General features: G+C 68.8%; 13 protein-coding genes. 5 read left to right on the forward strand and 8 right to left on the reverse strand.

The features are described 5' to 3' along the window. Positions 1 to 94: 94 nt before the first annotated feature. The 3 genes from HWX00_RS29425 to HWX00_RS29435 are packed head-to-tail and all read right to left on the reverse strand — an operon-like array spanning position 95 to position 2,773. Positions 95 to 1,117 (reverse strand): DUF2891 domain-containing protein, encoded by a 1,023-nt coding sequence (locus HWX00_RS29425; protein WP_034185904.1) that lies wholly within the window; start codon positions 1,115 to 1,117, stop codon positions 95 to 97. A gap of 19 nt (positions 1,118 to 1,136) precedes the next feature. Beyond that, positions 1,137 to 2,087: a DUF979 domain-containing protein gene (locus HWX00_RS29430; RefSeq protein WP_034185903.1), complete on the reverse strand. Its 951-nt coding sequence runs from the start codon at positions 2,085 to 2,087 to the stop codon at positions 1,137 to 1,139. Beyond that, positions 2,084 to 2,773 (reverse strand): DUF969 domain-containing protein, encoded by a 690-nt coding sequence (locus tag HWX00_RS29435; RefSeq protein ID WP_049035857.1) that lies wholly within the window; start codon positions 2,771 to 2,773, stop codon positions 2,084 to 2,086. The genes HWX00_RS29430 and HWX00_RS29435 overlap by 4 nt, the downstream gene beginning before the upstream one ends. Positions 2,774 to 3,042: 269 nt before the next feature. On the opposite strand from HWX00_RS29435, the gene HWX00_RS29440 reads away from it, so the two are divergent. Continuing rightward, positions 3,043 to 3,267 carry a hypothetical protein gene (locus HWX00_RS29440; RefSeq protein WP_034185901.1) on the forward strand — a complete coding sequence of 75 codons (225 nt, stop codon included), beginning with the start codon at positions 3,043 to 3,045 and terminating at the stop codon, positions 3,265 to 3,267. A gap of 58 nt (positions 3,268 to 3,325) precedes the next feature. On the opposite strand, the gene HWX00_RS29445 is transcribed toward HWX00_RS29440, so the two are convergent. After that, entirely contained in the window at positions 3,326 to 3,754 is a 429-nt protein-coding gene (locus HWX00_RS29445; RefSeq protein WP_124609776.1) for a hypothetical protein, read from the reverse strand. 115 nt (positions 3,755 to 3,869) lie between these two features. After that, positions 3,870 to 4,052, reverse strand: a complete 183-nt coding sequence (locus HWX00_RS29450; RefSeq protein WP_175027895.1) for a hypothetical protein — start codon at positions 4,050 to 4,052, stop codon at positions 3,870 to 3,872. Between the two features lie 48 nt (positions 4,053 to 4,100). Here HWX00_RS29450 and cheB point away from each other — a divergent pair, with 48 nt between their 5' ends. After that, complete coding sequence (cheB, locus tag HWX00_RS29455) at positions 4,101 to 5,105, forward strand: chemotaxis response regulator protein-glutamate methylesterase (protein ID WP_034185900.1); 1,005 nt, start codon at positions 4,101 to 4,103, stop codon at positions 5,103 to 5,105. 55 nt (positions 5,106 to 5,160) lie between these two features. Beyond that, the gene (locus HWX00_RS29460) at positions 5,161 to 6,225 is read left to right on the forward strand and encodes a diguanylate cyclase domain-containing protein (protein ID WP_175027896.1); all 1,065 of its coding nucleotides are present in this window, start codon (positions 5,161 to 5,163) and stop codon (positions 6,223 to 6,225) included. Positions 6,226 to 6,238: 13 nt separating this feature from the next. On the opposite strand, the gene HWX00_RS29465 is transcribed toward HWX00_RS29460, so the two are convergent. Further along, positions 6,239 to 8,485 (reverse strand): putative bifunctional diguanylate cyclase/phosphodiesterase, encoded by a 2,247-nt coding sequence (locus HWX00_RS29465; RefSeq protein WP_175027897.1) that lies wholly within the window; start codon positions 8,483 to 8,485, stop codon positions 6,239 to 6,241. A gap of 412 nt (positions 8,486 to 8,897) precedes the next feature. Between HWX00_RS29465 and HWX00_RS29470 the strand changes: the two genes are divergently transcribed. Then, a complete protein-coding gene (locus HWX00_RS29470; RefSeq protein WP_175027898.1) occupies positions 8,898 to 9,620 on the forward strand; it encodes a haloacid dehalogenase type II in 723 nt (240 codons plus the stop codon). A gap of 180 nt (positions 9,621 to 9,800) precedes the next feature. On the opposite strand, the gene HWX00_RS29475 is transcribed toward HWX00_RS29470, so the two are convergent. Then, positions 9,801 to 10,592: a uracil permease gene (locus tag HWX00_RS29475; protein ID WP_175027899.1), complete on the reverse strand. Its 792-nt coding sequence runs from the start codon at positions 10,590 to 10,592 to the stop codon at positions 9,801 to 9,803. Positions 10,593 to 10,701: 109 nt separating this feature from the next. After that, entirely contained in the window at positions 10,702 to 11,661 is a 960-nt protein-coding gene (locus HWX00_RS29480; RefSeq protein ID WP_175027900.1) for a LysR family transcriptional regulator, read from the reverse strand. A gap of 159 nt (positions 11,662 to 11,820) precedes the next feature. On the opposite strand from HWX00_RS29480, the gene HWX00_RS29485 reads away from it, so the two are divergent. Continuing rightward, positions 11,821 to 13,140 (forward strand): MFS transporter, encoded by a 1,320-nt coding sequence (locus HWX00_RS29485; RefSeq protein ID WP_034185894.1) that lies wholly within the window; start codon positions 11,821 to 11,823, stop codon positions 13,138 to 13,140. Positions 13,141 to 13,180 lie beyond the last annotated feature (40 nt).

Below are 13,180 nucleotides of genomic sequence, written 5' to 3' on the forward strand. Positions count from 1 at the left end.
ATGGCCGCCTCGCGCAACATGGATGGCACGAGGCGGCCCGAGCGGCGAGTATAGCCGCGCGCCGAAGACCTTGCCGCCGGCGGGGTTTCGCGCGCTACGCGTCCAGCGCGAGCAATGCGAACGTCGCGAGCCAGTGCTCTCCCATGTAGTCGCCGGCCACGTGCGCGAGCGCGCTCGCGAGATGCCGGTCGGCCGCGTCGAGCAGCTTCACGCGCCGCGCATCGCCCTCCGGCAGCGCGCCGGCCAGCGCGCGCTGGCACCACGCGCGGCTCAGGTTCAGCCCGTCGAGGTGCGCGATCTTGCCGTCGCTGCGGTCGCTGACCGTCGCCGGCTCGAACAGCGTCGCCGGCTCGCCGCGCGCGAGATCGGGCAGGAAGCGCGCGAACCAGCCGTCGAATTCGGCGGCCGGCAGCACGCGCCGCATCAGCTCGGCCTCCATCAGCGCGGGCGACAGGAATTCGTCGCCCGACGGCTCCCACGCCTGGCACGCGACGTCGTTCAGGTGCCAGCGTTTCGCGGTATCGACGATCAGCGCCGCGAGCCCGTCGCGCTGCGTGTCGCGCGCGAAGTCGAGCGTGAGCGCCAGCGCGAACGCGGTGTTGAAGTGCGTGCCCACGCGCAGCGGATAGGTCGCCTTCGGCAGGAAGGTCTCGAAGCGCGACACGAACAGGTCGGTGAGCGGCGCGATCGTCTTCGCCCAGCGCGCGGCCTGCGGCAGCGCGCCCTTCAGCGCGAGCCGCTCGAGCTGCGCCGACAGCGCGAGCAGCCACGCCCAGCCGTACGGCCGCTCGAAGCCGCTGTTGTGCGGCAGCGCGAGATACGCGCGCTCGCCGGCGACGTTCGCGTCGGTGAAATGCGCATCGACGGTCGCGACGATGCGCTCGGCCTCCGGCAACGCCGGATAGCGTTCGAGCACGCGCAGCACGAGCCAGTAGCCGTGCACGCACGAATGCCAGTCGTAGCTGCCGTAGAAGATCGGGTGCAGCGCGCGCGGCGCCTGCACGTCGTGCGGGCCTGCGAGCGCATGCGTGAGCTTGTTCGGATATTCGCGGGTCAGGTGCGCGAGCGCGAGCGACGCGAATTTCGACGCGAGTTCGGGGGTGAGTCGGTCGGTCATGAGGGTCTCGTCCATCGAATCAGAAGCGGAATGCGAACGCATACATCAGCAGCGTGTTCACGGCGAGCAGCAGCACGGCGGTCGGCCACTGCGCCTTGATCACGCCGTTCTTGTCCTTCAGTTCGAGCAGCGCCGCCGGCACGATGTTGAAGTTCGCGGCCATCGGCGTCATCAGCGTACCGCAGAAACCGCTCAGCATCCCGATCGCGCCGACGATCGCCGGGTTGCCGTGGAACTGGTGGACGATCAACGGCAGGCCGATGCCGGCCGTCATCACCGGGAACGCGGCGAAGCCGTTGCCCATGATCATCGTGAACAGCGCCATGCCGACCGTGTAGGCCGCCACCACCGCGAACGGCGAATCGATCGGCACCCAGTCCTTCACGAGCCCCGACACCACGCCGCCGACGCCCGCGACCGCGAACAGCGCGCCGAGCGCCGCGAGCATCTGCGGCAGGATCGCGGCCCAGCCGACCGCGTCCATCGTATGACGCGCTTCCTTCAGCGCATGCACGGGCGAATCGCGCAGCATCGCGAGCGCGACGACGAACGCGACGATCGTGCCGAGCACGAGCGAAATCAGCGTCACGCTCTTCGGTTCGACGAACGGCACGAGCTTCAGCGCGAACGTGCCGATCAGCGTGACGACCGGAATCAGCAGCGCGGGCAGGAACAGCCGGTTGCCGAAACGCCGCGCGAGCGTCTCGCGCCGCGCGGCCGCCGCGTCGCCGGCTTCGTCGGACTTGCCGCGCCCGAGCTTGCCGGAGCCGGCGATCACCGCCAGCGCGATCGCGAGGCAGCCCGTCACGAAGTGCGGCAGCCGCGCGCCGAGCAGGAACGTGACCGCGTAGATCGCCCAGAACGCGAAATTGACGACGCGGCGCGGGTTCGTGCGATCCGTCAGGTTGAAGTACGCGAACGCGGCGAACATCAGCCCCGCGAGCGTGTACAGCGATTCGAGGCCGATCATCGCGCGCCCTCCTGCTTCACCAGGCCGAAGCCGCGCGTCAGCCGGCGGTCGAGCAGCGCGAGGCGCGTGCAATGGATCAGCAGCGCGGCGATCGCGGTCGGGATCGCCCATACCGACAGGTGCAGCGGCTCGATCGCGATGCCGTTCTGCTCGAGAAAGCCCTTGATCAGCAGGATCGACTGGATCGCGATGAAGATGTCCTCGCCGAAGAACACGGCGACGTTGTCGGCGCCCGACGCATGCGCGCGGATCTGCTGGCGCACCGCGTCGGGCAGCTCGCCGTGCCGGTTGACGGCGGCGGCTTCGGCCATCGGCGCGATCAGCGGCCGCACCATCTGCGCATGGCCGCCGAGCGACGTGAGGCCGAGCGCGGCCGTGGCCTGGCGCAGCACGAAGTACAGCATCAGCACGCGGCCCGTGGTCGCCGCCTGCACGCGCGAGATCATCTGCCGCGCCTGCTCCTTGAGCCCGTTGCGCTCGAGCAGCGCGATCACCGGCAGCGTCAGCCAGATCAGCCCCATGTAGCGGTTTTCGGTGAACGCCTTGCCGAATGCGCTGACGATGTCGACCAGATTCAGGCCGCCCGCCAGCCCGGTCGCGAGCCCCGCGATCGTGACCACCAGCAGCGCGTTGAAGCGCAGCGCGAAACCGATCACCACGATCGGCACCCCAATCAGCACCAGCATTTCCCCTCCTTGTGTCGGATGCGCGGCACCCAGGCAACGCGCTGCCCGCCCGGTTTCGACCGGGCTCGGACGGCGCAATCTAACACGAGACTTTATCGATAAAAAGTCGACAAATTACAGGTTCGGGTAAACGTTGAAACCGGCGAACACCGTGCACGCACCCTGTGTCGGCGGTATTTCATCGGAGGAATCGGGCGGCCGACGCGCGTGGCGGAGCCCATGGCCGCCGACTAAACTGGAAAGCATCGGCAACGGACGGGAGAGCCGCCATGATTGACGTATTCCAGACCATCGGCAGCCGCGCGTTCTCCGCTCATCTGGCGAAGGACGGGATGGTGACGCTGATGGAGCAACGCCATGAAGTCGACCGCGTGACGCTCGCGACGGCCTATGCCGCGCTCGTCGAGGAAGCCGAGCAGGAAAGCGACCTGCGCGACGCGACGGTCGAAGGGATGATGCGCGCGCTGATCCAGGGCTACGCGCGCAGCCATTGACGGCGCGGCCGCGCATCGGCTCGTGCGGCCGGCAGCCCGGTGTGCCCGATCCGGCCCGCTACGCGGCCGGCGTGCCCGCGCCCATGCCGAACCACCGGCCCGCGCGCAGCTGCCGGTAGTCGGCCTGCGTGAAGATCCTCAGCAGGTTGGCGAGCGCGCCGTGACTGGCGCGGTCCAGTTCCGTCATGAAGGCTTCGACCTCGTCGCGGCCGGCAAACAGGATGGTGCTGAAATAGCGCGCGCGCTCCGCGTCGGACAGGTTCGTCGCGCTCAGCTGGTACGGATGGTGAAGTGCCGCGAACAGGAAGTAGTAGCGCTCGGCGTCGTCGCGCAACACGCGCACCGCGTCCGGCTCGACCGGAAAATCGCGGCAGAACGACGCATGTCCGCTCTCGATGAAGATCCGGTACAGCAACCGGCCGGCCCGCTCGATGACGACCGGTGCGTACGGGTCGCGGCTGACGAGTACGGTATCGGGCACGGTCATCAGGCTCTCCTCTTTCTTTTTTGTCGACGCCGGCACGGTAACATGCCGGCTTCCGCACGGCGCGTCGGCACGATCCGTCGCCCCGACATGCACGGCCGGCACCGGGCCGCCGCCCTCAGGCGCCGGAAAACACCGCACCGTCATAGAGGAAAAACACTGAAACGGCGCCATGCGCGAATTTTTCGATTGCCGCCGCTCGCGCCGCATGACAGCATGCGGGCGTCGCCAACCGAAAAAAATTCCGTGCCGTCCGCCCGCCGATGCCGTTCGGCGGCGCCGGACAGGCCATGCTTTCCATGAACCCGGCCCATCTCCAACACTACGAACCGACCGGAGCATTCCGCTTGTGAACATCGGCATCGTCAACGACCTCCCGCTTGCCGTCGAGGCGATGCGCCGCGCGATCGCGCGACGACCCGAGCACCGCGTGCTGTGGGTCGCGACCGACGGCGCGCAGGCCGTCGAACTGTGCGCCGCGCAGCCGCCCGACGTCGTGCTGATGGACCTGATCATGCCGAAGTTCGACGGGATCGAAGCGACGCGGCGGATCATGCGATCCGAACGACCGTGCGCGATCCTGATCGTGACGAGCTGCATCGGCGCGAATGCGTGGCGCGTGTTCGAGGCGATGGGCGCCGGCGCGCTCGACGCGGTCGATACGCCGCGGCTCGGCGCCGGCGCGGCCGGCGACACGACGGCACTCCTGCTCGCGAAGATCGATCAGATCGGCCGGCTGCTCGACGCGCCGGACGGCACGCGCCTCGCCGGTACGGCCGCGCGCGCCGGCGGCGGTCCGCTGATCGCGATCGGTGCGTCGGCCGGCGGCCCGGGCGCGCTCGCATCGATCCTCGGCGGCCTGCCGGCGGATTTCAACGCGCCGATCGTGATCGTGCAGCACGTGGACCGCGCGTTCGCGGAAGGCATGGCGCAATGGCTCGATGGCCAGACGCCGCTCACCGTGCGCGTCGCGCGCGAAGGCGACCGCCCGCAACCGGGCGTCGCGCTGCTCGCCGCCACCGACGACCACCTGCGCATCACCCGCGCCGGCACGCTCGAATACACGCGCGAGCCGGCCGCGACGCCGTATCGTCCGTCGGTCGACGTGTTCTTCAACAGCCTGACCGAGCACTGGTCCGGCCGCGTGATCGGCGTGCTGCTCACGGGAATGGGACGCGACGGCGCGATCGGCCTGAAGGCGCTGCGGATGAAGGGCTACCATACGATCGCGCAGGACGAGGCGACCAGCGCGGTATACGGCATGCCGAAGGCGGCCGCGACGCTCGGCGCGGCGCGCGCGATCCTGCCGCTCGGCCGCATCGCGGGCGAGCTGGCGGCGCTCGCCCGGATCTGAGCCCGATGAACCCGCGCAACACCCATGCCTGCCCTCGCAACACACCGCATCGAACATGACTAGCGACCTGACCCGCCCGCCGGGCAGCCCGACCACGCCGAGCGCCGACGTGCCGGCCATGGTGCTGCTGGTCGACGACCAGACGATCGTCGCGGAAGCCGTCCGGCGCGCGCTCGTCGACGAGGAAGGCATCGACTTCCACTACTGCCCGCGCTCGGACGACGCGCTGACCACCGCGATCGAAACGCGGCCGACCGTGATCCTGCAGGACCTCGTGATGCCCGGCATCGACGGGCTGAGCCTCGTGAAGTCGTACCGCGCGAACGCGGCGACACGCGACGTGCCGATCATCGTGCTGTCGACGCAGGAAGAACCCGTGATCAAGAGCGCCGCGTTCGCGGCCGGCGCGAACGACTATCTCGTGAAGCTGCCCGACCGCATCGAGCTCGTCGCGCGCATCCGCTACCATTCGCGCTCGTACATGAACCTGCTGCAGCGCGACGAGGCCTATCGCGCGCTGCGGCAATCGCAGCAGCAACTGCTCGAAGCCAATCTCGAACTGCGGCGTCTCACGCATTCCGACGGCCTGACCGGGCTGTCGAACCGGCGCTATCTCGACGAATACCTGGCGGCCGAATGGCGCCGCGGCACGCGCGAGCGCAGCGAGCTGTCGCTGCTGATGATCGACGTCGACAATTTCAAGCTGTACAACGACACGTACGGACACGTGTCGGGCGACAGCGTGCTCAAGCAGATCGCGTCGACCCTCGAGCGCTGCCTCGGGCAATCGGGCGATCTCGCCGCGCGCTTCGGCGGCGAGGAGTTCGCGGTCGTGATGCCGGCCACGTCACCGGGCGCCGCGCGGCTGCTCGGCGAGAAGATCCGGCTCGCGGTCGAGGCGCTGCAACTGCGGCACGCGCATTCGTCGACCGGCAACACCGTGACGATCAGCATCGGCGGCGCGAGCATCGTGCCCACGCCCGGCCTGCCGACGACCGTGCTGATCGAGGCGGCCGACCGTGCGTTGTACCGCGCGAAACACGAAGGCAAGAACCGCGTCGAGATCGATTCGTCGCCGCCGCCGCCCGGCGCCGGCGGGTTCGGCGTGCCACGCGACTGAGCCGCCCGTCCGTTTACGCGGCGCCGAGCCGGCGCGCGTAGTCGTTCGGGTCCAGCGGGCGGCTGAACAGGTAGCCCTGCTGCATGTCGCAGCCGATCTGCTGCAGGAACCACGATTGCGCCTGCGTCTCGACGCCCTCCGCCGTCACCTTCATGCCGAGCGAATGCGCCATCGCGACGACGGCCTGCGTGATCGCGACCGAGTCGTGGTGATCGGGCACGCCCGACACGAACGAGCGGTCGACCTTCAGGTTGTGCAGCGGGAAACGCTTCAGGTAAGCGAGCGACGAATAGCCGGTGCCGAAATCGTCGACCGAGATCCGCACGTTCATGTCGGTGAGCGCTTCGAGCATCGGCAGCACGGTATCCGTGTCATTCATCAGCAGTCCTTCGGTAATCTCGAGCTCGAGCGCGGACGGATCGAGCCGCGTTTGCGCGAGACAGCGGCCGACCGACTCGACGAGCCCTTCGTGAAACTGCCGCGGCGACAGGTTGACGGCCAGCATCAGGTCCGGCGCGATCGTGCGGCGCCACTCGGCCATCTGCCTGCAGGCCGTTTCGAGCACCCACTGGCCGATCGCGACGATCAGCCCCGTATCTTCCGCGACCGGGATGAATTCCGCCGGCGACATCGGCCCGAGTTCGGGGCTGGTCCAGCGCAGCAGCGCTTCGGCGCCGACCGTGCGGCCGCTGCGCGCGTCGACGACGGGCTGGTACGCGAGCCGCAGCATGTCCGACGTCAGCGCGCGCCGCAGCGACTGCTCGACCGCGAAGCGGCGCTGCAGCCGCAGGTTGAGCTGCGCGGTGAAGAACGTGAAGTGATTGCGGCCCCGCTGCTTCGCGTCGTACATCGCCGAATCGGCGTTGCGCATCAGCGTGACCGCATCGTCGCCGTCGCGCGGCGCGACGCTGATCCCGATCGACACGCCGAGCCAGTACTCGTTGTTCGCGATCGCGAACGGCTTCGCGATCGCGTCGATCACCTCTCGCGCCAGCACCGCGAGGCGCTCGGGATCGTCGCAGTCGTCGACGAGGATCACGAACTCGTCGCCGCCCACGCGCGTCAGCGCGTAGCGACCGCCCGCGCAGGCCGCGAGCCGCGCCGCGACGCTGCGCAGCAGCGCGTCGCCCGCGTCGTGCCCGGCCGTGTCGTCGACCTTCTTGAACCCGACGAGATCGATGAACAGGATCGCGACGCGTGCCGGCCGGCCCGCATCGTGCCCGCCGAACAGCTCGCGCATGCGCTCGGCGAGCCAGCGGCGGTTGTAGAGGCCCGTCAGCGCATCGCGCGTCGCCAGGTAGCGCAGTTGCTGCTGCGCTTCGCGCACGGGGCCGATGTCGTTGAACGACACGAGCACCGAATCGGCCTGCGTCTCGCCCGGCCGCACGATCGGCACCGCGTTGCCGCGCACCCAGATGATGTCGCCGTCCGCGAGGCCGAAGCCGACCGTGTAGTCGAGCATCGGCGTGGCCGTCTCGAGCGCACGCCGGCTCGGCCAGTCGTGCGGCGCAATCGGCGTGCCGTCCTCGCGCAGCTTGCGCGGGATCAGGGTCGACAGCCGGCGGCCGACGAGATCGCCCTTCGCGCGCAGCATCCGGCTCGCGCTCGGGTTGCTCGCGATCACGATGCCGTCGCGCGATACGACGAGGATGCCTTCGTTCAGGCTGTTGACGACGAGCCGGTGATGTTCCTCGCTGCGCGCGAGCTGCCGCGCGATCCGGTCCTGGTGTACCGCGAGGCCGACGCTGTTGCCGATGTCGCGCAACAGTTCGGTTTCCTCGTCGCTGGGCCGCCGCGGCCGGCGGTGATAGACGGCGAACGCGCCGAGCACGGCACCCGCGTCGTCGACGAACGGCACCGACCAGCATGCGCGCAGGCCCAGCGGCAACGCGACGCCACGGTAGTCGGCCCACAGCGGATCGGTTTCGATGTCCTCGACGGCGACCATCCGGCGCTCGTACATCGCCGTGCCGCACGAGCCGGCCGCGGGGCCGATCGTCGCGCCGTCGATCGCGGCGCTGTACTGCGCGGGCAGCGACGGCGCGGCGCCGACGCGCACGTGCATGCCGTCGGCATCGAGCAGCAGGATCGTGCATGACGCGCCATCGCCGAGCAAAGTCTCGGCGCGCCGGCAGACCTCGACCAACAGTTCCGGCAGCGGTGTATTGCGCGTGATCAGCCTCAGCACGCTTTGCTCGGACGCGAGTACTTCCGCCGCGAGACCGAGGCTGTAACGAGAGCTCTGCGGTTCGGTATTCAAGATGAATCCTGCCGTCTGTCCGATCGGGTCTGATGCGCCCGATTCGTTATCGATCCTTCGTGCCGTTTTCGCTCCGGGTTTACGCCGATGCCCGATGCGCCCCGTTTTCGCGCACCGAGCCAGGGTGCGCCGAAATATATTTAACACCAATACGGGACGCCCCGCGCGTCCGTGTGCATCAGGGGTTACGCTCGGTCGCGATGCCGCTCGCGGCCGGCGGTCAGCCTTCCGAAAGGTTCGCGCGTCTGCGAACGCCTCGGGCATCGTCGGCCGTGCCGGCTGCTATCGGACAGCATCGCGGCCGGCCAGACCGCGTTTTCGTATCCGTGATTCAATGTCGACGGAACCGGCGTCGCGCATTCCGGCGGCCCGGCGATAGGTACCCTCATCGAACGACCTTCACTGGATCACCATGACGAACCCTGCCGAAATCAAGGCGCTCGTTTTCGATGTCTTCGGAACGATCGTCGACTGGAGAAGCGGTGTCGCACGCGGCGCCGCCGCGTTCCTGGAGCGCCACGCGCCGACCCTCGACCCGTTCGTGTTCGCCGATGCCTGGCGCGCCGAATACTCGCCGTCGATGGAAGAAATCCGCAGCGGGCGCCGCCGCTACGTGCGGCTCGACGTGCTGCATCGCGAAAACCTGGTCCGCACGCTCGACCGTTTCGGCATCGACGGCGTGCCCGACGCGGACATCGACACGCTCAACCTCGCATGGCACAGCCTCGACCCGTGGCCCGACGCGGTCGCGGCTCTGCACCGGCTGAAGCGGCGCTTCGTCATCGCGCCGCTGTCGAACGGCAACATCCGGCTGATGGTCGACGTCGCGAAGCGCGCGGGGCTGCCTTGGGATGCGATCCTCGGCGCGGAAGTCGTTCGCGCGTACAAGCCGTCGCCGCAGGTGTACACCGACACCGTCGACCTTCTCGGCCTCGCGCCCGCCGAGCTGTGCCTGGTCGCGGCGCACAACGGCGATCTCGCGGCCGCGCGCCGGCAGGGGCTGTCGACCGCATTCGTGCTGCGGCCGACCGAGCACGGGCCCGGCCAGACGACCGACCTGCAGGCCGACGACGCGTGGGATTTCGACGTCAGGGACCTGAACGAACTCGCGGACCGGCTCGAGTGCCCGGGTTGAGTGCCCGGGTCGAGTGCCGGTTGCACGGCACGCCCCTATGCCGCGATCGTGCGGCGCCGCGCGTTGCGCGCCGCATACCGGCGGGCCGGCGTCGGCGGGATCCACAGGCAGATCCGCCACACCGGCCTGAAGCCCCTCGCGCGCTGAGCACGGTGCTCACCCGACGTCACCCCGCCTCCGTTACTTCACCACCGCGCGCCATGCAATCCGCGCATAGATCAGCAGCAACGGCAGCAGCGCCAGCGCGAACACCATGCAAAGCGCCAGCACCCACACCGGCCATTGCTCCGGGTTCCCGTGCGCCCAGTAGCGGTAAGGCACGCTCAGGAACCCGATTTCCATCAGCAGCGCGCCGAGCGGCACGAGCCCGTTCATCACCGCCGCCATGCCAAAGCGCGCCGCACCGTCGATGTTCTTTCCCGCGCCGTACGCCGCGATCAGGTAGACGAAATACCCGATGATCGCGACCATCAACGCCCCACCGGCCAGCAGGCCGATACTGCGCACGCTGCGTTCATGCAGTTGCGTCGCCCCGGCCGGCAACACCACATCGATCTTCTCGCCGATCTCCGGCACGCCGCCCGAGCGGATGTTGCCCGGCAGCACGACCCGCTTGCCATCCGGCATCACGGCTTCCAGGATCGACGTGTACATGATGCACCGGTAGCGCTCGGTGCGCCCGCTGCTGTCGCGCCGCTCGCAGGTGTCCCACTCGGACTGGTAGGACACGACGGTCGCCTCGTATTTCGGCGACACCGCCAGTTCGCGGAGTTCGTCGCCAATCCAGTACGCGAACGGGAAAAACAGCGACACCAGGCAAAAACACACGAGCCACCAGAACGCGACCGCGCCGCCAGCCCCGCGCTTGCCGCCGGTCTGGCGGCGCACCATGCGCGCGGCGAGCCAGTACGCCGCCACGCCGAATACGGCCACACAAACCACGAAAACCTTGCCCGCATGCGTCAAAGCCATCTGCCCTCCCCTTTCTCCCGCGAGCCGGCCCGATTACCGCCGGCCGTTTTTCCATCGATGCCGATCACGTCGCCGCCGTCGCCATCTCGACGAGCGAGCACGCGCGTCGCTATTCCGCCTCGCCGACGAATTTCAACGTCCCCGCTTCGCCCGACAGCAGCGCGCGATTCGCGTCCGCCGCCGCGCGCAGGTAATCCCACAGCGCGGTCACGCGCCGCAGCTTGCGCAGATCCTCGCGGCACGTCAGCCAGAAACACCGCGTGACGACGACATCGTCCGGCAGCACCGGCACGAGCGCCTGCTGCGTGGCCGCCATGAAGCACGGCAGGATCGCGAGCCCGCCGCCTTGCAGCGCCGCGAAGTACTGCGCGATCACGCTCGTCGTGCGCAGCCCGGCCGTCGCGCCCGGCACCGCGCGATCCAGGTACAGCAGCTCGCTGCTGAACGCGAGATCGTCGACGTAGCTGATGAACGTGTGCCGCGCGAGATCGTCCGTGCACGTGATCGGCGCGTGGTGCGCGAGGTAGTCGCGCGTCGCATAGAGCCGCAACCGGTAGTCGCACAGCTTCGTGACCACGTAAGGCCCGCGCTCGGGCCGCTCGAGCGTGATCGCGAGATCGGCCTCGCGCTTGGGCAGGTTGACGAAATGCGGTACGGGCAGCAGGTCGACCGTCACGTGCGGATGTTCGGCGCGAAACTGCGCGAGCTGCGGCGCGAGGAAGAAGCAGCCGAACCCTTCGGTCGACCCGATCCGCACGTGGCCCGACAGCGCCTCGCCCGTGTTCGCGATCTGGTCGCACGCGGACTGCACGGTCGTCTCCATCGCGTCCGCATACGCGACGAGCCGCTGCCCCTCGGCCGTCAGCGTGAAGCCGCCGGAGCGCGACTTGTCGAACAGCAGCGTGCCCATCGCCGCCTCGAGCGCGCGCACGCGCCGCGCGACGGTCGTGTAATCGACGCCGAGCCGCTTCGCGGCGCCGCTCGCGCGCTGCGTGCGCGCGACTTCGAGGAAGAACCGCAGGTCGTCCCAGTTCAGGTTGCCGGAAACCGGCTCGGTGGCATGTCGCATCGGCGAGGGGAAAAGGGGCTGGTGTCTCGGGGCCGGCCGTCGATATGCATAAATGCACATCCAACCGGTTTCTTTATCGGTACATGATGAATCCGCGCATAACTATACTCGACCCTGACCTGCGGACCATGAGCTGCAGGCAATAAAACCGGAGACACCATGCAGACCCGATCCACCCTCGATGAGCATGCGACCATCGCGACGCCGGCGCCCGAGCGCACCGCGAAGCACTACCTGCTGGCCGGCTGGGCCAGCATGGCCGGCACGACGATCGAGTGGTACGACTTCTTCCTCTACGGCACGGCCGCCGCGCTCGTGTTCAACCGCATCTTCTTCCCGTCGCTGGACCCCGTCGTCGGCACGCTCGCCGCATTCGGCACGTTCGCGGTCGGCTTCATCGGCCGGCCGATGGGCGGCATCGTGTTCGGCCACTTCGGCGACCGCATCGGCCGCAAGTCGATGCTGATGATCACGCTGCTGCTGATGGGCGTGCCGAGCATGATCATCGGGCTGATCCCGTCGTACGACCGCATCGGCTACTGGGCCGCCGCACTGCTGATCGCGATGCGCTTCCTGCAGGGCATGGCGGTCGGCGGCGAATGGGGCGGCGCGGTGCTGATGGCCGTCGAACACGCGCCGAAGGGCCGTAAGGGGCTGTTCGGCAGCCTGCCGCAGACGGGCGTCGGGCTCGGCCTGATCCTGTCGTCGGTCGCGATGGCCGCGGTCGCCGCGCTGCCGGAAGCCGACATGCTGTCGTGGGGCTGGCGCGTGCCGTTCCTCGCGAGCATCGCGCTCGTCGGCCTCGGCTGGTTCATCCGCGCGAAAGTGCCCGAATCGCCCGACTTCGAGAAGATGCAGCGCCAGGGCAAGGCCGAGAAGTCGCCGGTGACGGCCGCGCTGCGCCGCCATCCGCGTGAAGTGCTGACGATCGTCGGCGCACGCGCCGCCGAGAACACGTGGTTCTACATGGTCGTCACGTTCGCGCTGGCTTACGCGACGCAGCAGCTGCATCTGCCGAAGGCGGAGATGCTGCACGCGATCACGGCCGGCGCCGCGCTGTCGCTCGTCACGATGCCGCTGTGCGGCCACCTGAGCGACCGCATCGGCCAGCGCCGGATGTTCGCGATCGGCCTCGTGCTGATGTGCGCGTTCGCCGCGCCGTTCTTCATGATGCTCGGCACGCAGCAGACGTCGTATGCGTGGTGGGCGATCGTGCTCGGCCTCGGCGTCGTGTTCCCGATCCTCTATGCGCCGGAATCGCTGCTGTTCGCGCAGCAGTTCCCGGCGGAAATCCGCTACAGCGGCATCTCGCTGTCGGTGCAGCTGGCCGGCGTGATCGGCGGCGGCTTCGCGCCGATGATCGCGACGTCGCTGCTCAAGGCCGGCGGCGGCCAGCCGCACTACGTGATCGCGTACCTCGTCGGCTTCGGCGTATTCGCGCTCGTGTGTACCGCATTGATGCGTCCGGCGCGCACCTGAGCCTGCCGCCGGCCGCCAGTCGAACCCCTTTCGTCCTGTG

Source organism: Burkholderia seminalis DSM 23518, assembly GCF_902832885.1.
GTDB lineage: Bacteria > Pseudomonadota > Gammaproteobacteria > Burkholderiales > Burkholderiaceae > Burkholderia > Burkholderia seminalis.

Coding starts and splice junctions, on each gene's coding strand:
- HWX00_RS29425 (WP_034185904.1), bottom strand. CDS start 1,117: ATGACCGACCGACTCACCCCCGAACTCGCGTCGAAATTCGCGTCGCTC.
- HWX00_RS29430 (WP_034185903.1), bottom strand. CDS start 2,087: ATGATCGGCCTCGAATCGCTGTACACGCTCGCGGGGCTGATGTTCGCC.
- HWX00_RS29435 (WP_049035857.1), bottom strand. CDS start 2,773: ATGCTGGTGCTGATTGGGGTGCCGATCGTGGTGATCGGTTTCGCGCTG.
- HWX00_RS29440 (WP_034185901.1), top strand. CDS start 3,043: ATGATTGACGTATTCCAGACCATCGGCAGCCGCGCGTTCTCCGCTCAT.
- HWX00_RS29445 (WP_124609776.1), bottom strand. CDS start 3,754: ATGACCGTGCCCGATACCGTACTCGTCAGCCGCGACCCGTACGCACCG.
- HWX00_RS29450 (WP_175027895.1), bottom strand. CDS start 4,052: ATGGAAAGCATGGCCTGTCCGGCGCCGCCGAACGGCATCGGCGGGCGG.
- HWX00_RS29460 (WP_175027896.1), top strand. CDS start 5,161: ATGACTAGCGACCTGACCCGCCCGCCGGGCAGCCCGACCACGCCGAGC.
- HWX00_RS29470 (WP_175027898.1), top strand. CDS start 8,898: ATGACGAACCCTGCCGAAATCAAGGCGCTCGTTTTCGATGTCTTCGGA.
- HWX00_RS29475 (WP_175027899.1), bottom strand. CDS start 10,592: ATGGCTTTGACGCATGCGGGCAAGGTTTTCGTGGTTTGTGTGGCCGTA.
- HWX00_RS29480 (WP_175027900.1), bottom strand. CDS start 11,661: ATGCGACATGCCACCGAGCCGGTTTCCGGCAACCTGAACTGGGACGAC.
- HWX00_RS29485 (WP_034185894.1), top strand. CDS start 11,821: ATGCAGACCCGATCCACCCTCGATGAGCATGCGACCATCGCGACGCCG.